This window comes from Sphingobacteriales bacterium, assembly GCA_012517435.1.
Taxonomy (GTDB): domain Bacteria; phylum Bacteroidota; class Bacteroidia; order CAILMK01; family JAAYUY01; genus JAAYUY01.
Map to the genome: position 1 here is coordinate 1 of JAAYUY010000010.1, position 22,162 is coordinate 22,162.

General features: G+C 38.8%; 19 protein-coding genes and 1 pseudogene. 8 read left to right on the top strand and 12 right to left on the bottom strand.

What is annotated here, in order from left to right:
- Positions 1 to 79: 79 nt before the first annotated feature.
- The 6 genes from GX437_00455 to GX437_00480 all read right to left on the bottom strand — a co-directional run bounded on the left by GX437_00455 (position 80) and on the right by GX437_00480 (position 5,590).
- Positions 80 to 1,318: a 3-ketoacyl-CoA thiolase gene (locus GX437_00455; protein ID NLJ06116.1), complete on the bottom strand. Its 1,239-nt coding sequence runs from the start codon at positions 1,316 to 1,318 to the stop codon at positions 80 to 82.
- A gap of 11 nt (positions 1,319 to 1,329) precedes the next feature.
- The gene (locus tag GX437_00460) at positions 1,330 to 1,791 is read right to left on the bottom strand and encodes a four helix bundle protein (protein NLJ06117.1); all 462 of its coding nucleotides are present in this window, start codon (positions 1,789 to 1,791) and stop codon (positions 1,330 to 1,332) included.
- 62 nt (positions 1,792 to 1,853) lie between these two features.
- Positions 1,854 to 3,188 carry a 3-hydroxyacyl-CoA dehydrogenase family protein gene (locus GX437_00465; GenBank protein ID NLJ06118.1) on the bottom strand — a complete coding sequence of 445 codons (1,335 nt, stop codon included), beginning with the start codon at positions 3,186 to 3,188 and terminating at the stop codon, positions 1,854 to 1,856.
- 303 nt (positions 3,189 to 3,491) lie between these two features.
- The gene (locus GX437_00470; GenBank protein ID NLJ06119.1) at positions 3,492 to 3,851 is read right to left on the bottom strand and encodes a four helix bundle protein; all 360 of its coding nucleotides are present in this window, start codon (positions 3,849 to 3,851) and stop codon (positions 3,492 to 3,494) included.
- A gap of 73 nt (positions 3,852 to 3,924) precedes the next feature.
- Positions 3,925 to 4,698: a hypothetical protein gene (locus tag GX437_00475; GenBank protein ID NLJ06120.1), complete on the bottom strand. Its 774-nt coding sequence runs from the start codon at positions 4,696 to 4,698 to the stop codon at positions 3,925 to 3,927.
- A gap of 121 nt (positions 4,699 to 4,819) precedes the next feature.
- A complete protein-coding gene (locus GX437_00480; GenBank protein NLJ06121.1) occupies positions 4,820 to 5,590 on the bottom strand; it encodes an alpha/beta fold hydrolase in 771 nt (256 codons plus the stop codon).
- Positions 5,591 to 5,666: 76 nt separating this feature from the next.
- On the opposite strand from GX437_00480, the gene GX437_00485 reads away from it, so the two are divergent.
- Both GX437_00485 and GX437_00490 read left to right on the top strand, forming a co-directional pair.
- On the top strand, positions 5,667 to 6,053 hold the full coding sequence (locus GX437_00485; protein ID NLJ06122.1) for a DUF302 domain-containing protein: 387 nt from the start codon (positions 5,667 to 5,669) through the stop codon (positions 6,051 to 6,053).
- A gap of 28 nt (positions 6,054 to 6,081) precedes the next feature.
- A complete protein-coding gene (locus tag GX437_00490; GenBank protein ID NLJ06123.1) occupies positions 6,082 to 8,490 on the top strand; it encodes a carbohydrate binding family 9 domain-containing protein in 2,409 nt (802 codons plus the stop codon).
- Positions 8,491 to 8,552: 62 nt separating this feature from the next.
- Here GX437_00490 and GX437_00495 read toward each other — a convergent pair whose 3' ends face one another.
- Positions 8,553 to 9,302, bottom strand: coding sequence for a hypothetical protein (locus tag GX437_00495; protein NLJ06124.1), 750 nt, complete (start codon positions 9,300 to 9,302; stop codon positions 8,553 to 8,555).
- A gap of 179 nt (positions 9,303 to 9,481) precedes the next feature.
- On the opposite strand from GX437_00495, the pseudogene GX437_00500 reads away from it, so the two are divergent.
- Together GX437_00500 and GX437_00505 are read left to right on the top strand one after the other, a co-directional pair.
- A pseudogene (locus tag GX437_00500) lies at positions 9,482 to 9,904 on the top strand (nucleotidyltransferase).
- Between the two features lie 31 nt (positions 9,905 to 9,935).
- On the top strand, positions 9,936 to 10,217 hold the full coding sequence (locus GX437_00505; protein ID NLJ06125.1) for a nucleotidyltransferase domain-containing protein: 282 nt from the start codon (positions 9,936 to 9,938) through the stop codon (positions 10,215 to 10,217).
- Positions 10,218 to 10,285: 68 nt separating this feature from the next.
- Here GX437_00505 and GX437_00510 read toward each other — a convergent pair whose 3' ends face one another.
- On the bottom strand, positions 10,286 to 12,034 hold the full coding sequence (locus tag GX437_00510) for a biotin/lipoyl-binding protein (GenBank protein NLJ06126.1): 1,749 nt from the start codon (positions 12,032 to 12,034) through the stop codon (positions 10,286 to 10,288).
- Between the two features lie 179 nt (positions 12,035 to 12,213).
- On the opposite strand from GX437_00510, the gene GX437_00515 reads away from it, so the two are divergent.
- The 3 genes from GX437_00515 (at position 12,214) to GX437_00525 (ending at position 17,003) form a co-directional block, all read left to right on the top strand.
- Positions 12,214 to 14,343, top strand: coding sequence for an RNA-binding transcriptional accessory protein (locus GX437_00515; protein ID NLJ06127.1), 2,130 nt, complete (start codon positions 12,214 to 12,216; stop codon positions 14,341 to 14,343).
- A 69-nt stretch (positions 14,344 to 14,412) separates the two neighbouring features.
- A complete protein-coding gene (locus tag GX437_00520) occupies positions 14,413 to 16,362 on the top strand; it encodes a transglycosylase domain-containing protein (protein ID NLJ06128.1) in 1,950 nt (649 codons plus the stop codon).
- Positions 16,359 to 17,003, top strand: coding sequence for a C40 family peptidase (locus GX437_00525; protein NLJ06129.1), 645 nt, complete (start codon positions 16,359 to 16,361; stop codon positions 17,001 to 17,003). Before GX437_00520 ends, GX437_00525 begins: the two co-directional genes overlap by 4 nt.
- Here GX437_00525 and GX437_00530 read toward each other — a convergent pair.
- The 4 genes from GX437_00530 to GX437_00545 all read right to left on the bottom strand — a co-directional run bounded on the left by GX437_00530 (position 16,993) and on the right by GX437_00545 (position 20,293).
- A complete protein-coding gene (locus GX437_00530) occupies positions 16,993 to 18,696 on the bottom strand; it encodes a S8 family serine peptidase (GenBank protein NLJ06130.1) in 1,704 nt (567 codons plus the stop codon). The genes GX437_00525 and GX437_00530 overlap by 11 nt on opposite strands.
- Entirely contained in the window at positions 18,696 to 19,085 is a 390-nt protein-coding gene (locus GX437_00535) for a thioesterase family protein (GenBank protein NLJ06131.1), read from the bottom strand. The genes GX437_00530 and GX437_00535 overlap by 1 nt, the downstream gene beginning before the upstream one ends.
- Positions 19,086 to 19,089: 4 nt before the next feature.
- Positions 19,090 to 19,494: an OsmC family protein gene (locus GX437_00540; GenBank protein ID NLJ06132.1), complete on the bottom strand. Its 405-nt coding sequence runs from the start codon at positions 19,492 to 19,494 to the stop codon at positions 19,090 to 19,092.
- Positions 19,495 to 19,564: 70 nt separating this feature from the next.
- On the bottom strand, positions 19,565 to 20,293 hold the full coding sequence (locus GX437_00545) for a hypothetical protein (protein NLJ06133.1): 729 nt from the start codon (positions 20,291 to 20,293) through the stop codon (positions 19,565 to 19,567).
- 205 nt (positions 20,294 to 20,498) lie between these two features.
- On the opposite strand from GX437_00545, the gene GX437_00550 reads away from it, so the two are divergent.
- On the top strand, positions 20,499 to 21,785 hold the full coding sequence (locus tag GX437_00550) for a hypothetical protein (GenBank protein ID NLJ06134.1): 1,287 nt from the start codon (positions 20,499 to 20,501) through the stop codon (positions 21,783 to 21,785).
- The last annotated feature ends 377 nt before the right edge of the window (positions 21,786 to 22,162 follow it).

The window sequence follows — 22,162 nt, forward strand, 5'->3', positions numbered from 1 at the left end:
AGAGGACTCAGAATTACATGAACTTTCTTATCATTGTCCCGGCAGTGTCTTCAAAATTTACACTGCTGCAACATTTAGATTAGGCCCTTTTATACACAATGCTCACCACAGTCTTGTCATTTCCACCCATGTTTACGGATAGTCCGTAAGGTTTTTCGGGTTTGATTTCGATCTGTGCTGCTCCGGCTTTTCCGGTAAGCTGTTCCCAGATTGTAACTGCCTGATGAACTCCTGTAGCACCTGTCGGATGCCCCCAGCCGATTAATCCTCCCGTTGTGTTGAAAGGAATGCTGCCGTTTCGGGCAGTTTCACCTTTAGCCACAAACTCAGGTCCTTTTCCTCTTTCAGCAAATCCTATGGCTTCGGTAGCCATGATACCGGCAATGGTAAAACAATCGTGTGTTTCGACTGTTGCCAGCTGGTCTTTGGTAATACCTGCATCACCAAGTGATTGACGTACAGAAGCCATTGTGCATCTCAACTCAGTAGGCTCTGGCGGAAATTCAGTGATATTGTCAACAGCCTGGGCAAAACTGATAATTTCAACTGCTTCAGATTTTGGAATACCAATGCGTTTTAATCCTTCTTCTGAAACCACTGCAATAGCGGAGCATCCATCAGAGACCTTGCTGCAATCAAATACATTCAGATGATCAGTAAAAGCCTTGGGATTAGGTTCCGTTAATCCGAGGGCTATCAGGTCGTCCACTTTGTTTTCATATTCCTGAGCGGTGGGGCAGAGGCGGGCATTTTCAATGCAGTTTTTAAACCATGTTGCCATGCCGAGGCGGGTATAATCTCTGCCATATTTTTCAAAATACGCACCAGCACGGTCGCTGAATTCACCAGGGAAATAAAAGGCATGGCCGTTTTTACGCATGGCGTAATGGCCTGCACCTGCCAGAATATCAGCACCATAAATGGCTTTGACCGTGTTTTGAACCTCAATCCCCATAGCCAAAACAACGTGAGCCGTTTCGGCAAGTACGGAACGGATAGCCGTTACCAGAGCAAGGCCTCCTGAAGCGCAGGCTCCTTCGACCCGGATACTGGGTTTATAGCGTAATCCTTCATCGATGTAAGCAGCAAACGCACCTAAATGAGCCTGACGATTGAAGCGTGAGGCCATAAAGTTGCCGATAACAGTTTCATCGACATTTCCGGCACCGCCTATTTTTGCCAATACTGCCTGACCGGCTTCTTTCAGATAATGTTCCAATCCCGGACGTTCTTTTTTCGGATTGAATTCTTTACGTCCTGTGCCCATAGATATTGTGTTATATCCGGCAACCATGTATACTTTTTTTCTAAGTTTCATAAGGTTAATTTTTAAATTTTACTTTTCTTATTATTATTTGAGTTCGAAATGCGGAGTTCGGAGTGCGAAGTCGTTTCACAATCCTGAAAATCTGCTTTTCCTGATTTATTAAAGTTATTATTCTTTTTAGCAGTAAAGGCAGAAGCCGCAAATATTGCCGTTAATTCAGTTCCTTCTTTATGCATTTTGGTAAATATTGATTCTGGAATATACGCTGATTCAAATAATAATTCAAACCAGTAACATGATTCATCAGCTTCCTCCTCGCAAATTGTAATCCTTGAAATAAAATCAGCGCTGGATCTGGTTCTGCAAGATGAACGATAATTTGCTCCAACAGAAGTACCAGATCTAAGTAATTGATGACCTATTATTTTACAGGTGTCATTTTTAGGTAGTGTTTCAACTACTTTAATAACATCCAAAGAAAATTTCTTTGTTCTGTCTTTTAAATTGTCATACTTATTACTCATAATTTATTATTTCATTTCGCAATTTTCTTCATCATTTCGCACTCCGAACTTCTTACTTCGCACTATAAAAAATTATTGATTGGTCCATAAGCATGATAAAAACCCGTCATCAAAACGGTGTTCACATCTTCAAGGCTGTTGGCTACCTTGTCGTTAAAGAGTTTTTCACCAATAGCTTTTGAGTTCAGGTGATAGGCTTTTGCCAGCTTTGCACCGTTGCTTTCCATGGATTTCAGCCCGGCAAAATATTCGGCCAGAACTGTGTCTTTCTTCTTGTTAAAATTAACAGATTTCCATGGTTTCCATGAAGACGGCATTTCTCCGAGCCATGCATCGCATTTTGCCTGAAATTCAGCAAAAGGAACGTATGCTTTCTTTTCCATATCATAAACTGCAACAGAGCCTCCTTTTTCATATTTCAGAAAGCCATCTTTCTGGGCACCAGAAGAGAACTGTCCACCCAAAACTCCCAGCTCAATCATTTTGTCGAGTACATCGCTGTGAAGATCTTCATCTTTCAGATGCGGATTCATCACGCTCATAATGTAGGAGCAAACATCAATACCAACATAATCAATAAGCTGAAAGATTCCCATCGGCCTGATGAGGTAATCCTGAGTAACTTTATTGATACAATAAACGGCTTCTACCCAACTCATTTCCTTTGTCAGTTTTTCAGCTTCGTTAATGCCATAAAGTGCATCACGCATGAAATGGCCATTACCTATAAAGCCTGCAAAATCGTTGGAAGGAACGGCTATTTTCTTCAGCCGCTTAATGTACTCATAAGCAAAATTGTTCACTTCATCCTGAGTTTTCTCAGCACGGATAACCTCAACCAGCTTTTGTACAGCAGGAGGATTATAAAAATGAACCCCTAAAATTCTTCCCCCCAAACCTGCTTCATTATCGAGTTGAGTAATTGGTATGGAGGAAGTATTGGTATAGTACCATGGTTGATTAGGATTATTTTTTTCAATGGTGCTGAAAATTTTAATTTTTAAGGCCGGATCTTCCTTGATAGCCTCAAAAATAAGAGAACAATCATAAGCAACCTCAATGCGTGTTACCGGTCTGATAATATTCATGACATCAAACACATATTGGTCGATGATGTCATAGTTTTCAACCAGATCGGCTCTGTCGGCATAGACTTTACGAAGTTGGACAGCTTTCTTTTCAGCAGCTTTCACTACCTGAGTCTTGATATAAATCATCAGGTCGGAAAGGGCTTTTGAGGAAATGTCCACCGCATAGAGCGCAAATGTTTTATCTTTATTTTCGGGCATCAGGCTCAGGTCGGCCATCTCGAGGGCAGTCAGCAGCAGTATGCCACTCCCCATTTTACCGGCAGCACCCAGTACCGCCACGTTCTGTAATCGTTCTGTGTAATTCATATTTATTTGATTCAAGATTTAAAATAATTTCGGATTTCGGATTGAACAAAATTTCGGATTGCATTGATTTCGGATAAAAATAATTTCGGATTTCGGATTGAACAAAATTTCGGATTGCATTGATTTCGGATAAAAATAATTTCGGATTTCGGATTGAACAAAATTTCGGATTGTATTGATTTCGGATAAGCACATCCCTGTGGGATAGCGACAAAATTGAGAATTGAAGGGAATTAAAGATTGAACAAAATTATTTACAAGCTTATTGCTTAGCCGGGTTGAGATAATTAATGATTTCATAATTTAATATTTAGTTGATTTGGAGGTTTTTCCACTGGCAGTAAATATTGCTGTTAGCTCCTCTGCTTCTTTATGCAATTTGTTGAGAATTTCTGAATCTATACAATTTAATTCAAAAAGCAATTCCAGCCAATAACAGCATTCATCAGCTTCTTCTTCAACTATTGCAATTTTTGAAATAAAATCGGCTTTTGATCTTGCTCTGCATGCTGATCTGTAGTTAGCTCCGACAGAGGTTGCAGCACGAATTAATTGTTTTGTGATTGTATTCGTTGATGTTTTGTATGGTAAATCTTCAACAGATATTATCACATCAATCGCAAATTTTTTTGTTCTTGCTTTCAATAATTCTGCTGTTATCATAGTATCGATTTTTTATCTCATTCAGTTTGCAATCAGCAATCCGAAATTCAAAATCCGCAATTCGCAATTCATATCACCAGTTTGGTTTCCTTTTTTCCAAAAACGCCTTCATTCCTTCTTCCCCTTCGCTGCCGGGGCCAAAGAGGGTTCCGAACTGTTGTGCTTCAAGTTCAAAACCTTCTTTAAGTGGTAGTTCCCATGCAGCACGAGCAACTTTTTTTACTTTCTTTACAGCCTGAGGGCCTTTGGAAGCAATCAGCCGTGCCAGGCGCATGACCTCTTCCATCAGCATTTCCGGCTCAACGACCTTTTGAACCAACCCAATCCTTAAGGCATCTTCAGCAGTTATCATTTCTCCGGTCATCAACATAAAAAGGGCATCTGCCATGCCTACCAGCCTTGGCAGACGTTGTGTGGCAGCATAACCGGGAATTAATCCGAGATTAACCTCCGGCTGACCAAATTTGGCTTTGGTACTGGCAATTCTGAAATCGCAGCCCATGGCAAACTCAAGTCCTCCGCCCAGTGCAAAACCATTGATGGCTGCAATGACAGGGATGTCGAGCAATTCAAGGCTTCTGAAAGTATTTTGCCCGAGACGCGAAAAAGCAGAGCCTTCTTCGGGTGTCATATTCACCATTTCCGCTATATCAGCCCCTGCCACAAATGCTTTTCCTTCTCCGGTGATAATCAATACTTTAATTTCAGGATTGTTTTTGATTTTTGCCACTACATCATCCACCTCGTTAAAAACTTTTGTGTTTAATGCATTCAGGGCATTAGGTCGGTTGACGGTCAGGATTCCTATATTGTCAACAACCTCAAATTTTATCACTTCATAGTTCATAGTTTGTGATTAATTTTGGTCTTACGAAAAAACAGTTTACAAAGTTTTGATGTCAAAAATAAAACTTTGTTTTGAATTGAAAAATGATTTTAGCCGGATTACAGTTTTTTTTCAATGCATTTTATTTCAGAAAATTTAAGAGGATTTTTACAAATGTCTCAGGATCGTCAGCATGCAGCCAATGTGTAGCTTCGGGCATGATTTCGAGTTTTGCCTGCGGAAAATATTTTTTTACTGATTCAAATTCTTCTGGAAGAATATAATCTGATTTTCCGGCTTTGATAAACAGAACAGGAGCATTGACCTGAGCGGAAAAATGAATGTTTTCCATCAAGTTCATGTATTCTCTCATCAAAACATCAGCATTGAATTTCCAGCGGATACATGACTGGCCGTCAAAAGAAAGATTTTTAAACAGAAACTGAAGGATTCTTTGATTGGGAACCAGTTCACTCAGTTTCTTTTCTGCCAGCCTGCGGTCAGAAAAACTGCAATTTCTCAGGCTTTGAATGGCTTCAAAAACCATGGTATGATCGTCAGTTATCCGCTCATATTCTTTTGGAAATATATCAGCAATGACAAGTGATTTAATATAACCGGGGTATAAAGTGGCAAACTGCATGGCTGTTTTTCCACCCATGGAGTGCCCAAGTAGATGGGCTGAATAAATATTTTGTTCCTGCATAAAGTCGAGCAGGTCGCGTGCCATCAGCAGATAATTATGGTCTTCAGAATGAGGGGATTTGCCATGATTTCGCTGGTCAATCAAAAAAACTTCAAATTTATCTGACAATTTTTTAGCAATACTCATCCAGTTGTCGAGCATGCCAAAAAGTCCGTGAAGTATAATCAACGGGTCTCCATGTCCTAACTGCCTGAAATTTAATTCCATAAGAGTTTGTTGTGGTCTGGCAAAATTACTTTAATTCAGGCAGAGAATTTGCCTTCAACGATAAAAATTTAACCTTATGAACTATTATATCAGTAAGACGGTCAACTTGCCATTTGATAAAACAGTTGAAAAAGTTACCAATGACCTGAAAAAATATGGTTTCGGTATTGTAACCACACTGGATGCCGATAAAGTATTGAAAGAAAAGATTGGAGCAGAGCTGAAACCATACAAAATTCTGGGAGCCTGTAATCCGAATTTTGCCTATCAGGCTATCACCAATGAACCAATGATTGGAACACTTCTTCCCTGCAATGTGCTTGTCAGATATATTTCTGAAAATCAAACTGAAGTGGCGGCCATCAACCCAATAAGTATGTTTTCGCTTATTGGTAAAGCTGAATTTGAACCCATTGTCAATCATGTTCAGACCGCTTTTGAAGAGTTGATCGAACTCCTGTGAGTGAGATTGATTCTATAGATTTGCAGGCATGAAGAATTATTCATTTTATCTGTTAACATTCATTCTTCTGAGTTTTTCAGCTTTCAGCCAAAACCAGATAGTAAAAGCTGTTAAGACAAATGAAAGAATAAAAATTGACGGAATAGCTGAACGTGCATGGAATGATGCTCCTGAATATAGAGGTTTTTCCCAGTATGAACCCTATAATGGCTCAAAAGCTTCACTGGAAACAAGTGTACGATTCCTGTTTGATAATGATGCATTATATGTTTTTGCAAAGATGTATGATCCTGCCCCCGACAGTATCATGAAAGAACTTTCGAAGCGTGATGAAATTGACAATGTAAATACAGATATTTTCGGACTGATACTGCTGCCTTTTAATGACAGACAAAATGCTTTTGTTTTTAAGGTTTCTGCTTCGGGCGTTCAGTCAGATGTCAGGATCAACAATGAAAATGAGGATGAGAACTGGAATGCCGTATGGATGAGTGCGGTTAATATTGGTGATTCCGGATGGGTGGCTGAGCTGAAAATTCCATATTCTGCCATACGCTTTCCCAAAAAGGAAATACAGGAATGGGGGGTGAATGCATGGCGGCATATCAGGAGATACAGGGAATGGAACAGTTTACATTTTGTCAACAACAACCAGAACAGTCTGATCAGCGAATCTGCATTGCTCACAGGAATTGAAAACATTAAGCCTCCTTTGCGGCTATCATTATTTCCCTATGTTTCCGCTTATCTTGAAAAAAGTCCCGGAAATGAAAAATTTGGTTTTAATTTTAACTATGGAGCCGATATTAAATATGGCATCGATGAAAGTTTTACACTCGACATGGTGTTAATCCCTGATTTCGGGCAGGTTGAATCGGATGAAGTGGTGCTAAACCTGACACCTTTTGAAACCCAATATGACGAAAAACGGCAATTTTTTACTGAAGGGACAGAATTATTTAACAAGGCAGGGATTTTTTATTCCAGAAGGATAGGAGGGGAACCGCTTAACTATAATGATGTGGAAACCCAACCCGATTTTTTTGCCATGAAAAGCAATCCTGATAAAACCAGACTTATCAATGCGCTGAAAATTTCGGGAAGAAGCAGCTCGGGATTGGGTATGGGGATTTTTAATGCCATTACTTCCCGGTCGCTTGCTACCTACTATGATAAGGATTCCAATATAAAAGAGTTTGTAACTCAGCCCCTTACAAACTACAATATTCTTGTTCTTGACCAGACTTTTAAAAACAGAAGTTATATCGGAATCATCAACACAAATTATTACAACAAAGAAAAAATGGCTGATGTTGTTGCCTCCGATTACAGTTTTGAGGATAAAAACAATGTGTTCAGGCTGTCGGGGAACATTACTTACAACACCATTTCCGGTAAATATTCCGGTAATGAAAATGGATTGAGAAACTTTATTTCATTCCGCAAAGTCAAAGGAAATTTCAGGTTCAATGTCAGCAATGAGCTGGCAACTCCTGATTTCGATATTAATGATTTGGGATATAACAGCTATCGCAATTACATGGAAAATAATATTACCATTGCTTACAACAAATACAAACCATTCGGAATTTTTCTCAATATGTATAACAATATAGGATTCAGCTACATAACGAGATTGCAGCCTTATGAATATGCAGCATTTGACATTTATCTGGAAAGCCATGCGAAACTCAGAAATTTTCTTGATATTGGCATAAACGCTGGTGGAACGCCTGCGCATCAATATGATTTTTATGAGCCGAGAATGTCGGGTTATAAGTTCAGAATTCCTCCTCATTTCTGGCTCTATGGATGGTTATCGCCCGACTATCGCAAAAAATTTGTTGTTGATCTGAGAGGCTCTTACAACCGGGTTCCTGAATTTGATAAATCGGCATATTCACTGGATGTTGCACCGCGAATCAGATTAAGCGATAAATTATTTATCCGTTTAAGTGCCGAGTATGAGTACGGCAAGTCGCAACGCGGCTATGTGGAAACAATTCCCGACAGTGCTGAAGGTTGGATCATTATTTTTGGCAGCCGTAACCTGAAAACTATTGAAAATTCTGTATCTCTGAGTTATATTTTTTCAAAAAATGCTTCATTTACACTAAAAGCAAGACATTATCACAGCTCAGCCGATTACCAAAAATTCTTTTTCCTGAATCAGGATGGCTCTCTTACGGAAATAACTTATCCATATAATCGTAACCTGAGTTTTGATGCACTGACAGTTGATGCTGCCTTTACCTGGCAGTTTGCTCCCGGCAGCGAAATGAGTGTTGTATGGAAAAATGCTGTATTCTCACAGGGTGAAACAATCGAACCTTCTTATTTTAAAAATTTTGAAGAAGTGTTAAACCAACCGGCCATCAATAGCTTTTCGGTTAAGGTATTATATTACCTTGATTACAATTATTTAAGGAAAGGCTAAGAATATGAAAATTAATTTTTTATGTTGATTAAAGTTCCTTTTTCAGTTTATTACCCCAAGGATTATTTTTTGCTGAAAAGGGTGTTTTTGATATACCAGGTGAAACTCAACAAGTAATCATTATTGACAAAAGATTCAGGAGTGCAGGACAATGAACTCAAATCAAAAGTTTTAGAGCTTCCTGAAAATATAGAAAAGGAAATTTGCAGATTTTGCTTTGGGAATACTGAAATACTGCCAAAAAGTTGATTGTCAAATTGTTTAATTGACCAGTCCGAATCAAGCGGACTGTATGATTGCTCGGTCAGGTAATCCGCTTTATTGGTATAATCAACCAGATTCTTTGAATAGAATTTTCCGGTTAAAAAGTAATTCAGCCTGAAACCGGCAGAAGCAGAGAAATATATTTTTGATATACGAAATTTATAACCTGCTGAAACGGGAAGGCAGATTTTCTGATATTGCTGGTTTTTCCAGATGTCATGGGTATAATTTCCTCCATAAAGCATATCAGTATCATTTCGGTGATAGTGTTCTTTTGAACCTGTCAGTTGATATTGAAATGCTGACGAGAATAGAAAATGTTTGAAAACAGTCAGTTGGGCAGTCAGGCCGAAGAGGGGAGAAATCAGGGGCTTGAAAGATTCAGTAACAGTGGCTTTTCGTGTTTTGATTGTATAAGAAACTTTACTCGGTGGCTGGCTGATAGTTAAACCTGCTTCCATGCCAAATCTGAAGTCAGGCTGAGCATGGGAATAAAATGCCGGACTGATTAATAAAATGATGAATATTAATTCTGTATTGCTTTTCACAATGGTAAGATGAAAATCTAATGGTTTACGTTGCTACAATGATAGTGATTTTTTTATAGTTATCACAAAATAAATTTTCTGAAACTATGCTTGCTGTTCAATGACTGAACGATACATTGTGTGAAGTTTATGAAACTACTTTTAAGCAGTATTTTGTATTTTTGTAAGAAAATTTAATAATGAATGAGTTTGAAAATACAGATATCAGGTGGAAACAACGTTTAAATAATTTTGAAAAAGCAGTCAGATATCTGGATGATGCAGTAAAAAGAAAAACGGAGGAAGATATTATTTTACGTGCCGGGTTAATTCAATTCTACTAAATGACTTTTGAACTGGCATGGAACACACTTAAAGACTATTTTGAATCAGAAGGATTTAATAATTTAAAGAGTCCGCGCAGTGTTATTAAAAAAGCTTTTGAAACAGGTTTAATTGAAGAAGGGCATGCGTGGATGATTATGCTTGAAAACAGGAATATAACTTCGCACGCTTATGATGAAACTGTATCAAAGCAAATTGAAAATGCTATTAAAAACACCTATTCTTCCTTATTGGTCAGCTTGTTTAAAAAATTAAAATCATTAGCCGATAATGAATAATTTCGGATTTTCAGAAGCAGATTGGGAGCAAATGATTGAAGTGTTTTCAGGATTTGAAGATATCGAAAAGGCAGTATTGTTCGGTAGTCGTGCAAAAGGCAATTTCAAAAATGGGAGCGATATTGACATTGTTTTATTCGGGTCAGAACTAAAATATGAAACTGTTTTATCTGTAGGCTTTATGCTGAATGAAGAGTGCAACCTACCTTATCACTTTGACATTGTTGACAACAATACAATAGAAAATGATGAGTTAAAAGCTCATATTCAGAGAGTCGGAAAAGTGATTTATTCAAAATTCACTGATTCCTGAAATTCTGTTAAAAATCCTGAAGATTAGAAAAAATATTCATCAATATTGATATTACATCTGCTGAGATATTATCTGATTCTTAAAATCACATCTCCTTTATGAACGGGTTGCCCCTGTTTGATAAAAATTTCTGTGATTTCTCCGTCATATTCTGATTTTAACTCATGATAGTTCAGGTCGGAGAGGATGTAACACAACCGCTGGCCTTTCCTGACCACTGTACCTACCGTAATGTCATCTTCCCGCATATAATAGTTCAGATTGTAGTACACAGTGCCAAAAAGCGGTGAGACAATATCCTTACTGCTGGTTTCAGGTTTAGGCTGTGCAGAACGAACATTAATTGCGGAACTAAGGTCAGCTCTGGCTTTGGCAAGTTCTTCCTGAAAACGTTTTTTGGCAATACCTGATTTATAATCGCGGTATTGCCGGTCGTGCATGGCAAATTCAAACAGTTCTTCATCATCCTGTCCGCGATCCCAACCCAGTTGTTCCATTTCTGCAATATATTTTGGCAATTCATCGGGGAATGCTTCCTGAGGTACACCTGTATAAAATTCTTTGCCTTGTTTTTTAGCAATTTCAATGATTTCGGGTGCCAGCGGGCCTGGCAATTGTCCGGCTTTACCGAGTATCATGTCCCATGAATTGTTGTCGATATTCTGAAATCTCTCTTTTCCCTGTTCGATGGCCAGCACATTCAGCAATGCTATATTTTTCACATACTGGCTGAACGGAGTTACCAGCGGAGGATAGCCGAGCATTGGCCAGATATAACTAACCTCATTAAAAAGTTTGACGAGCAATTCATCAATATTCAGCGGTTTTTTACCGGCATTTTCGTGGAAACGGTTTAAGCCTTCATGAACGCCTTTCAGGTCAGCCATCATGCTCCCCATCATGCCTCCGGGAAGTCCGCAGCCAACCAGTAATGAAGAAGTATGTTTATTTTTAGGGTCGATAAAATAGCCCAGAAAATCATCCATGAACTTTTGTGTCAGGGAACGTGCCTCCATGTATGCATTCATGTTGATGTCGGGGACTAAAAAACCTGCATTTTTAAGCATAGCCTGAATGGTGATGACATCCGGATGAACCATTCCCCAGCTTAATGGTTCCATGGCCACATCAATATAGTCGGCTCCTGCACGTGCTACTTCCAGCATGGAAGCCACTGAAAAGCCAGGTCCGGAGTGCCCGTGATACTGTACGATCAGGTAAGGATATTTATCTTTAATCGCTTTGACAAGCAAACCAAGTTCAACAGGGCGTCCTACTCCTGCCATATCTTTCAGGCAGACTTCGTCAGTGCCATATTCAACCATCTTATCCACCACAGCTAAATAATAGTCAACTGTATGAACAGGGGAATACGTTATAGACAATGTACCTTGTGAAATCATCCCTGCTTCTTTTGCGAATCTGATTGACAATTCAAGGTTACGGTGATCGTTTAGGCCGCAAAATGAACGTGCAATATCAACACCCTGCGCTTTTTTAACTTTATACATCAATCTTCTGACATCAGCAGGAACCGGATACATCCGGATACCGTTCAGGGCACGCTCCAGCATGTGGGTCTGAATGCCTGCCTTGTTAAATGTTTTTGTCCATTCCCTGACGGCATAATTGGGATTTTCACCAAATAAGAGGTTCACCTGTTCAAAAGCACCTCCATTGGTTTCTATCCTTGAGAAGCACCCCATTTCGACAATGACAGGGGCGATTTCGATGAGTTGATCCACGCGGGGAACATATTTCCCTGATGATTGCCACATATCTCTGTAAACCAGACTGAATTTTATTTCTCTTGCCATAAAAACGACTAAATCTTGGTTGTAAAATGTTGTAAAATCTTTATTTTCTTTAGTTTTTTGCCTTTCAAAACCCGGGTGCAAAATACCTGAATTATTGATTTTGCAAAAGAAAATTTATTCTTTATAAAGCATTTTTTTTGACCTCAGGTTTATGTTTACTTTTGAATGAAAATGCAAACATGGATATTAAAATAATCAGGCTGATTGCCGGTGAACTTCAGTTAAAGGAGGAACAGGTAGAAGCCGTCTCAGCTTTACTGGACGAAGGAGCCACCATTCCTTTTATTGCCCGCTACCGGAAAGAAATGACAGGGAGCCTGGATGAAACCTTTATTGAAAAAATATCGCTTCTGTTTCAGAAATACCAGGATCTGGAGGCCAGAAAAAAGACCATTTTAAACACAATTGAAGAGCAGGGAAAACTAACAGAAGATTTGCGGGTCAGAATTGAAAACTGTTTTAATGCAACAGAGCTGGAAGATATTTACCTGCCATATAAACCAAGGAAGAAAACAAGGGCAGATGTTGCCCGTGAAAATGGACTGGAATCCCTTGCCCGGATGATAATGGCTCAGAACGCAGACAATATTGAACAGATGGCGAAACGCTTTGTAAATGAGAAGGTAAAAGATATTGAAAGCGCCTTGTCGGGGGCAAGAGACATTATTGCCGAATGGGTCAATGAAAATCAGCATGCAAGAAACAGAATCAGGAAATTATTTTCAGCCGAAGCGGTTTTGTATTCAAGAGTCATCAGGGGAAAAGAGGAGGAAGGGAGCAATTTTGAAGATTATTTCTCTTTTCAGCAGTTATTGAGGCAGATACCTTCCCATCGCTTTCTGGCTGTCATGAGGGGGATGAATCAGAAATTTCTGAAAGTCAGTATTGAACCTGATGAAGAAAAGGGTATTGCAATGCTAAATCAGATGTTTGTGAAAGGGAAAAACAGTTCCTCTCAACAGGTTGAAAAAGCAGTTGCTGATGCCTATAAAAGACTCTTAAAGCCATCAATGGAAAATGAAATAACGGCTGTTTACAAGGAAAAATCTGACAGAGAGGCCATCGGAGTATTTGCTGAAAACCTCAGGCAGTTGTTGCTCGAACCTCCATTAGGCAATAAGCGAATCATGGCAATAGACCCGGGATTCCGGACAGGCTGCAAGGTGGTTTGTCTGGATGAAACAGGCAATTTACTGGAATACTCAGCTATTTTTCCCCATCCGCCTGTCAATGAGCCTGAAAAATCGGCAAAGATTATTCAGCGCCTGATTGAGAAAAATAATCCGGAAATCATTGCAGTCGGAAACGGGACGGCTGGCAGGGAAACCAGAGCATTTCTGAAAAATCTGGAATGCTGTAAGTCTTTGAAAATTTTTATGGTAAGTGAGGATGGAGCTTCTGTTTATTCAGCTTCGGAAACAGCGCGAAAAGAATTTCCGGACCTTGACCTGACCGTCAGGGGAGCTGTTTCCATTGGCAGAAGATTAATGGATCCATTGGCAGAACTGGTAAAAATTGACCCTAAATCCATCGGAGTCGGACAATATCAGCATGATGTTGATCAGAACGAACTCAAAAGAGCATTGGACAGGGTAACCGAAAGTTGTGTCAATCTGGTGGGTGTTGAATTGAATTCGGCCTCAGTGGAATTGCTGACCTATGTGTCGGGGATAGGCCCTCAGCTGGCAGAAAATATTGTTGAATACCGGAAGCAGAACGGCAGTTTCAATTCGAGGGCTGAGTTGCTGAAAGTCAAGCGCCTCGGACAAAAAGCTTACGAGCAATCTGCAGGTTTCTTACGCATCAGGCAGGCTGAAAATCCACTCGACAACAGTGCTGTTCATCCTGAAAGTTATTATATTGTGGAGAAAATGGCTAAAAACCTTGGTTTAAGTGTCAGAAACCTGATAGGGAATTCTGAAGTCCTGAAAAATATAAAACTGATGGATTATGTGGATGGAAAAGTTGGACTACCAACACTTCAGGACATTATCAGGGAACTGGAACGTCCGGGTCGTGATCCGCGTGAAAGCATTACCAACATTGATTATAAAGAAGAGATAAACGATATAAATGATTTAAAGGAGGGGATGATACTCGAGGGAATTGTAACCAACATTACTGCATTCGGGGCTTTTGTCAATCTTGGGATAAAAGAAGATGGGCTGGTGCATGTTTCTGAAATGGCAGAAAAATTTGTCAGAAATCCGCTTGAAGTTGTGAAACTCAGACAAAAAGTAAAGGTCAGGGTGATAAAAATTGATTTACAGAGAAAACGTATTCAGCTGTCAATGAAGGGATTAAGCTGAAATGTTACCAAAAAACGTGGACTTTTCAGGCTTTTGCTGAATGCCTAACTTTGCAGCATTGAATTTTTGATGAAAAGGATAAATAAAAAGTATTTTTTCAGAATATTAATCATTACCGGAAGTATTGCTGCGGTAATCTTTTCCGTACTTTTACTTTTGAAGAATCCGGTATTCCGCAACATCTCCGAAAATAGAATAAGAGGGATCAACCAAAAGTATTCGATTTACATAGAATATGGGCAACTCAGGCTGAAAGGGTTCAATAAAATCCGCATAACAGGTTTATCTGTTGAAAATGATGGATTATCCCTGCTTTCTGCTAATAATTTGACAGTGAAAATCAGCCCGTTAAAAGCTCTTTTCGGAAAAATAGACCTGAAAAAAGTTGATATTGACAGTTTTTGTGTCAATCTGAACAGGGATTCGAACCATTGTTCCTATTACATCAGAAAAAGAAAAGCTGCTGCTGATACTTCTAATACATTAAATTTCAGAGACTACAGGAAGCAGGCACAGTCTCTTTTTCGTTTTCTGGAAGGATTTCTCCCATCTTCAATGAATATAAAATCTTTTCAGGTTAATATTCGTTATTTTGACGAAAATGAATCCTTTCTGACGAATGATTTTCACCTGAAAAACAATCATTTCGAACAGCTTTTCCATGTTTATTCAAAAGGAGAATCATCAGGTTTTAAGGTGAAATATACTTACCTGCCCGCCAAGCATGAAGTGCTTTTGAATACAGAACATCTTACCGGCCATCCGGTTGTCTTTCCGTTTCTTCTGACTAAGTACAAACTTTCGCTTTACAGCAGAAATGCTTCTTTTTCAATACGCTTCATTCAGATGAATTCATCAACAGACAGGTTTGAAGGGCAGGTCAGGCTGAAAGACGCCCGGATCCATCATTTCAGAATTTCATCGGATTCATTGAATATCAGGAAAACAGATTTTCATTTTGCGTTTAACATTAAATCCGCATCCATCGAACTCGACAGCAATTCTTTTGTTTTATTGAATAATTTTAAGGTGAACCTATACTCACTTTACGACAAAACAAAAGGAAAAAGGGCGGTATTTGCCTTTCATATTCCAAGGTCGGATGTTAAAGACTTAATCAACAGCATTCCAAAAGGTGTTTTTGAAAATCTGGAAGGCTTTGATGCGACAGGAGAAATAGCTTATCGGTTTCTGATTGATGTGGACTTGCAACAACCTGATTCACTGGTATTTTTTAATAAATTGTATCGCTATGATTTTCAGGTAAAAAATTTTGGTAAAATCAACACTCAGCGACTTCTCAGTGAATTTGAATATACTGCATACAAAAAAGAGGTTCCGGTCAGAACCTTTATGGTTGGTCCGTCTAATCCTTATTTTACCAATATCGACCAAATTTCCCCATATTTGAAAAAGGCAGTTTTATACTCAGAAGACGGGGCTTTTTATTATCATGCCGGCTTTATTGAAGAAGCCATCCGTGAAGCCATTATCACAAACATCAAACACAGACGTTTTGTCAGGGGAGGCAGTACCATCACCATGCAGTTTGTTAAAAACATGTTTCTCAACTCCAAAAAGGTGATGACACGTAAAATTGAAGAAATCATCATCACCTGGCTGATTGAAAGATACCGATTGCTGCCGAAAGACAGGATTTTTGAAATTTATCTTAATTTTATCGAATGGGGGCCTGATATTTATGGAGTAGGCGAAGCTTCCGATTTTTATTTTCATAAAAAACCTTCTCAGATTAACCTTGATGAAGCTATTTTCATGGCCGGAATTATTCCCAGGCCAACTTCCTTTATGTGGGTTTTCGATAATCAGGGAAAACTTAAAAGCTTTTTTGTCAGTCATTGCCGCTTTGTGGCAGGAAGAATGCTGAAAAAAGAGGCTATCACTCAGGAAGAATACGACAATTTCAAAGCCGATGTCAGCCTGACCGGACGTGCAAAAGAATTTCTGAAAACAGACACCATTTCATCAGATACCACATTTATTGAAGTTTTTAAATGAGAAGACTCCCGACATTTTTCTATTCATTTTTACTGGTTTCTTTATTGCTGAATTCCTGTGTTTATTTAAAGAAAGCCCCGGAACTGCCTCATGCGACATGGCAAGATAAAGAAGTTTATCAAATTCCTCTGCAGATTCCTTTTTCCGGCTATTCTCATATCAGAAAGCTGAATCCTCATAAATTATTTTTCGATGCAGACAGCCTCTACCTCTCTATGATGGATACCTGCATTCCTTTTTATTACAATATTTTTGACGGAAAAATCAGCAGTAATAATGATAAACTGGTTCAGTTCATTGATAAATGGATGCATACACGATACAGAAGAAGCGGAAGCTCGCTTTCAGGAACAGATTGCTCCGGCTTTGTCAACAGCCTTTACAGAGAGGTTTATGGGAAAAAACTTAGCCGAAGCTCCTATACCATGATTCATGATGTCAACATTATCCCGAAATCAGAATTACAGGAAGGCGATCTGGTATTTTTCAAAATCAGAAAAGGAAGAATTTCGCATGTGGGTTTTTACCTGAGCAAAGGTTATTTTATTCATGCAGCCAGAAGGGGAGGAGTTATTATCAGTTCACTGGATGAACCCTATTACAAGCGGACTTTTTATGCTGCAGGAAGGGTTAAATTTTGACAATTTTAATGCTTTTTCTCAAATTTTCATTCCACATTGTAAGTATATAAATGCCTTCAGGAAAGCTTGAAATATCAATTGTTCCAATGTTTTCAGTTATTTCCCTGTGTATGAGAATTTTACCATAAAAATCAGTAATCTGAACGGAGATTTTCTGAGATGAACTTGATTCTATCCTTATTTTATCATTCGAAAATGTCGGATAGACTTTCAGATTAGTTTCTTTTGCGTTTTCATTCATCCCGATATATGCACAAAAATCTTCCATCTTAGTGATGGCATTAAACACATCAAGTCGCCCGTTGGTAACAGTAATATTGTACAGACTTCCAAGCGGCTTAACACCCTGAAGAATAAAGCTTTTCATCAAAAGAGCCAGACTATCCGGATGGTTTAAGCCGATTTTCAGAAGCCCGTTGCAGGCAGAGGCATAAAGCAAAGCCAAAGCTCCGGCAGCATGGGGAGAGGCAAAAGAAGTCCCTGAATTATAAGTATATCCGTCAGGAAAGCTTATCAGTTTTCCGGTGGTATAAATTGCCTTTCCCGGACATCCGATATCGATATTATTTTTGCCATATCCGGCTCCCAAAACTTTCTGATCGTTTTTATCGGTACTCGTTACAGTAAGAAGATATTTGCTCGGGCAGGTAGTGGGCAGGTCTCCGAGCGTATCTACATTTATATTACTGTTCGTAGTGGCAGCAACGCTCACAATACCTATGGCTCCCATGCTGTCATATAAAGCACACCAGACAGGGGCATCTTTCGGCCATTTCTGGTCTAAACCCCAGGAAGTGTTGGTGGCGACAATATAGGCTCCTTTCTTTCCATTGCTTTTGTTGTAGAGCTTTCTCATGGCATAAACATAGGAATAAGCTTTTATGGCATCCGATTCATAGCCTCCTCCGACCACCATCAGAATTTTTACATTCCACGCTACCCCACTGATACCCAATTCATTATTCCCCCTTGCACCGGCTACTCCGCTTACCTCCGTACCATGCACGGCATCATAATAAACATCATCATCGTAAGTAAAGGTATTCCAGCCATGGTAATCATCAATATAGCCGTTGGTGTCGTCATCATGTTGATTGCCGGGGATTTCATGATAGTTGATCCATAAATTTTCTTTCAGGTCAGGATGGGAGGTGTCAATTCCGTCATCTATGATTGCAATTACTATGGTGTCGCCAAGGGCTGTGGTTCCACCGGTGGTTTTGTCCCATGCTTTAACCACATTAATGTCGGCTCTATAGGTGCCTCCCTGACTCCCGTCATTGTACAACGACCATTGTTTGGAAAAACCAGTGTCATTCGGATAGGTTTCCCTGAAAGACAGGCGATGATTCTCCTGAGCTGACAATACTTCGGGATACTGATATATTTCTTCTGTCAATAGTTCTGACTCTGTTGGTGCTGCATTGCTTTCAAGGAGGTAAATGTTAAACTCGTTTGAGAGTTTTTCTCTGAATAAAAGATTGATATTCTTTGAATTATTTTGATTGAACCTGTCGATGAACCCATAAATACTGCTTTCAGGTTTAAGCTGAAGTATTAACTGATTCTGAACAGCAGGCTGTGATTTTAAAGTCTGAATCAGTAAAAAGGAAATGGTCAATAAGGAGAGAAAATTTTTTATTCCGGCTTGCAATCGAAAGGTTTTTAAAATAATATTCAATAAATTCCTCATCAGATTCCGGTTTTTTCGAGAAAACGTTTTTTGTTGACAATCACTCTGGTATGAGTGCCTTTGCCAATAAGCCCCTCTTCGTCCCATACATTTGCTTCAAAAACCAGTTTTCGTCCGTCTGTTTCAATCAGTTTCACCCTGCATCTGACTTTCATCCCTGTTTTCGTTGCTTTCAGGTGTTCAACATTTACATGAATGCCAACACTTGTGAATTCTGTGCCCAGAAAAGGATTAATCGCCAGATGGGCGGTATTTTCAATGAAACCTATCATGGCAGGAGTGGCAAAAACAGGCAGTAAGCCTGAACCATAAACAGCCGCAGTATCATTTTCTCCGACAGTCTTTTCAGCTTCTGTGTCAAGATTTAAGGGTATTTGCGGATAATTCATCTTCTTAAAAATGAAAGTTAATGGTTTGTTTTAATTCCGGATGAAGACTTTTGGAAACCGGACAGGTATAAGCTGCATTTTCAATAATTTTTCTGACTTTTTCTGAATAATTGTTCGGGGGAAAGAACAGGTCAATAACGATTTCAGCCACCCGTCTCGGCTCAGATGCCATTATCTTGGTTACTTCTGCTCGTGTACCATCTATGTTAAAATGATGTGTTTCAGCTGCAATGCCCATAATTGTCAGCATACAGGCAGCAAGTGAGGTAGATAGCAAATCTGTGGGTGAAAAATATTCTCCTTTTCCTTTGTTATCCGGTGGTGCATCCGTGGTTATTTTATTTCCTGAAAGTTTATGCGTACATTCGGTTCTGAGGTTTCCGTTATAAATGACTTCTGAGGTAATCATCTGACAACATTTTTTTCAATGCAAAGTTAATTTCCTCAGCTTATGATAATGGGAAAATTATAAACAATCCTCATTTGAAAATAAAACCAATCGAAAAGAAAACCCTGTTAAATATTTCCCTTCTCTCAATTTCCGTTTGGTAATAGCTGTCGTATCGTTTTGAGAATAATTCCTCATAGCGGTAACCGAAATTCATGTCAAAGCCTGAATTATTGTTGAAATAGCTTCTGAATCCAACAGCCGGAGTAATTCCAAAACCACCTGTGTAGTTGTAATCCCATTCTTCCGTTTGTTTTCCGTCAAGAGGCAGGAGGTAACCGGCATTCAATTTCAGGTAAGGGGATATTCTTGAATCAAATACATCCCACCTTCCTTCTATTTTTAATGGAATAGCCACAACCCTGAGAAACTCAAAACCAGTAGTCAGCCCGGCATAAACTTTATTTTGCCATTTATAACCATTTGTTACAGAAACAGTTAAAGAAACAGGATTATAATACCATGAACTTCCTCCAATGAGAAAACCAAGAGAGGCTGCATTGAAATAACCACATGACTTCGTTTCGTAATTTTTTACAGCTTTAAATGGGGCTTCCTTGCTGATATACTGAATTTCACTGTTCTGGAATACGAATATGCTTCCACCGGCAATCTGTATTTTTACATATTGATCCGGAACCATTTCAATAATTTTTCCCCTGAGAATACTTCCGTTTTTCAGATAGACCACGTCTTCCGTCTTTTGTGCCGAAACTGATATGACAAGGCATAATAGAAGTCCTGTGATGAAGATTCTCATATATTTATCTTTTAACCATGAACTTAAAACATACAGATGATTATTCCGGAAGTTTAGTTGCCTCATTAGGGTAAATTATTTCTAACTACAAAAATACAAAAATGGGTTACTTTGCCAGAAATATTTATCCGAAAAATCATTCACGCAACCACTTAAAATGAATACTCATCTAATTGCCGTTGTTGAACAATTAAAATTTAATGATATGAAAAAGAATTATCTTTGGATTCTGCTCCCTTTTCTGCTGGCAATAGCTTTCAGTTCATGTCAGGACAAAACATTTGAAACTTATACCTACGTGGCAAATGTTCCGCAATATATGTCGCTGGAGGAAATGCGAAGTGCAATTAAGGTTGAAGCTCCAAGAAACCTTGAAAATCCTGGTAAAATTTATTTCAAAGGTGGAAAAATCTATATTTCTGAATCGTTTAAAGGTATTCATGTCATCGACAATTCCAATCCCTCCAATCCTCAGAATATTGCATTTATCAATATTCCGGGCAATGTAGATATTGCCATCAAAGGAAATATTCTGTATGCAGATAGTTATATGGATCTGGTTGCCATCGATATTTCTGATCTGAATAAAATTGTTATTAAAAAACGTGTTGAGAATGTGTTTCCGCGTTCTCTCCCTCCCTTTGATTCAAAATATCCTGTTGCACCCATTGACGAAGAAAAAGGCGTTGTAGTCGGATGGAAAATCGAAAAGATTACAGTTGAGCAGGAACTTAACAATGAATTTTACTGGTATGGTAAAGGCGGTATTTTAATGGATGCTGCTGAAAGCGGTTCAGGCGAACGAACTACTTATTTTGTCCCCAATGCTGTTGGAATTGCAGGCTCAATGGCACGGTTCCAGATTTACGACAATTATCTCTATACCATCAACAATCGTGAAATTACTGTTTTTAATATTGCAAATACATCTGATCCTGTAAAAGGTTCAACAGTCGGAACTACCAGAATTATTGAAACACTTTTTATTTACAACCAGAAAATGTTTATCGGCTCTACCACAGGGATGTTGGTTTATGAACTGAGTAATCCGGCCAATCCCAAATATTTATCTGAGTTTTCTCATATTACTTCCTGCGATCCGGTGGTGGTTCAAGGTGATTATGCTTATGTTACCTTACGCTCTGGAAGCGGTTGCGGCAACCTGAAAGACCAGCTCAATGTGATCAGCATAAAAGATATTTATAACCCGTATCTGGTGAAAGATTATGAGCTTGTAAATCCTTACGGGCTGGGTATTGACGGAAATGTATTGTTTGTCTGTGATGGAACTGCAGGGCTGAAAGTTTATGATGCCACTGATCCGCTTCATATTGATGAGAATTTAATCAAACAATTTTCCGACTTGCATGCTTTCGATGTGATTCCTTTTAACAAGGTATTGATGCTTATCGGTAATACAGGCTTATATCAGTACGATTATTCTGACATCAACAATCTTGTTTTACTGAGCGTTATCCCTATTGAAAAATAGTTTTTGTTTTTGATTCCTGAATACGGGCTGTCATTATTGGCAGCCTTTTTTATTTTTCCTCAAAAATAAACACAATAAGGTAATAAGGTCAACAATAACATGAATCAAATTCAATTAAGGTTATCAAAAGATAAGGTTTTTCTCTGATTAAAATTGGATTAATCCACTATTTGTTCACTTCTGATTGGGGAGGGGTTAAAAAACCTTGTTATCTGTTTGATACCTTAGTAGAACTCAATTCAGCAATGAAACGACCTTATTAGCTTATTTTATCAGTTTTTGCTGATAGTATTTAATGAAATCCCGGTATTCTTTTTCAAAACTGACTTTTTTGTGATGTTCAGGTTGTCTTAATATGTAATGACATACCCTGTCAA

Excerpts from the sequence above, each read along its gene's own strand:
- GX437_00490 (NLJ06123.1), top strand. The coding sequence starts at position 6,082 with ATGAAGAATTATTCATTTTATCTGTTAACATTCATTCTTCTGAGTTTT.
- GX437_00525 (NLJ06129.1), top strand. The coding sequence starts at position 16,359 with ATGAGAAGACTCCCGACATTTTTCTATTCATTTTTACTGGTTTCTTTA.
- GX437_00465 (NLJ06118.1), bottom strand. The coding sequence starts at position 3,188 with ATGAATTACACAGAACGATTACAGAACGTGGCGGTACTGGGTGCTGCC.
- GX437_00505 (NLJ06125.1), top strand. The coding sequence starts at position 9,936 with ATGATTGAAGTGTTTTCAGGATTTGAAGATATCGAAAAGGCAGTATTG.
- GX437_00485 (NLJ06122.1), top strand. The coding sequence starts at position 5,667 with ATGAACTATTATATCAGTAAGACGGTCAACTTGCCATTTGATAAAACA.
- GX437_00515 (NLJ06127.1), top strand. The coding sequence starts at position 12,214 with ATGGATATTAAAATAATCAGGCTGATTGCCGGTGAACTTCAGTTAAAG.
- GX437_00550 (NLJ06134.1), top strand. The coding sequence starts at position 20,499 with ATGAAAAAGAATTATCTTTGGATTCTGCTCCCTTTTCTGCTGGCAATA.
- GX437_00470 (NLJ06119.1), bottom strand. The coding sequence starts at position 3,851 with ATGATAACAGCAGAATTATTGAAAGCAAGAACAAAAAAATTTGCGATT.
- GX437_00475 (NLJ06120.1), bottom strand. The coding sequence starts at position 4,698 with ATGAACTATGAAGTGATAAAATTTGAGGTTGTTGACAATATAGGAATC.
- GX437_00535 (NLJ06131.1), bottom strand. The coding sequence starts at position 19,085 with ATGAATTATCCGCAAATACCCTTAAATCTTGACACAGAAGCTGAAAAG.
- GX437_00455 (NLJ06116.1), bottom strand. The coding sequence starts at position 1,318 with ATGAAACTTAGAAAAAAAGTATACATGGTTGCCGGATATAACACAATA.
- GX437_00540 (NLJ06132.1), bottom strand. The coding sequence starts at position 19,494 with ATGATTACCTCAGAAGTCATTTATAACGGAAACCTCAGAACCGAATGT.
- GX437_00530 (NLJ06130.1), bottom strand. The coding sequence starts at position 18,696 with ATGAGGAATTTATTGAATATTATTTTAAAAACCTTTCGATTGCAAGCC.
- GX437_00545 (NLJ06133.1), bottom strand. The coding sequence starts at position 20,293 with ATGAGAATCTTCATCACAGGACTTCTATTATGCCTTGTCATATCAGTT.
- GX437_00520 (NLJ06128.1), top strand. The coding sequence starts at position 14,413 with ATGAAAAGGATAAATAAAAAGTATTTTTTCAGAATATTAATCATTACC.
- GX437_00460 (NLJ06117.1), bottom strand. The coding sequence starts at position 1,791 with ATGAGTAATAAGTATGACAATTTAAAAGACAGAACAAAGAAATTTTCT.
- GX437_00480 (NLJ06121.1), bottom strand. The coding sequence starts at position 5,590 with ATGGAATTAAATTTCAGGCAGTTAGGACATGGAGACCCGTTGATTATA.
- GX437_00510 (NLJ06126.1), bottom strand. The coding sequence starts at position 12,034 with ATGGCAAGAGAAATAAAATTCAGTCTGGTTTACAGAGATATGTGGCAA.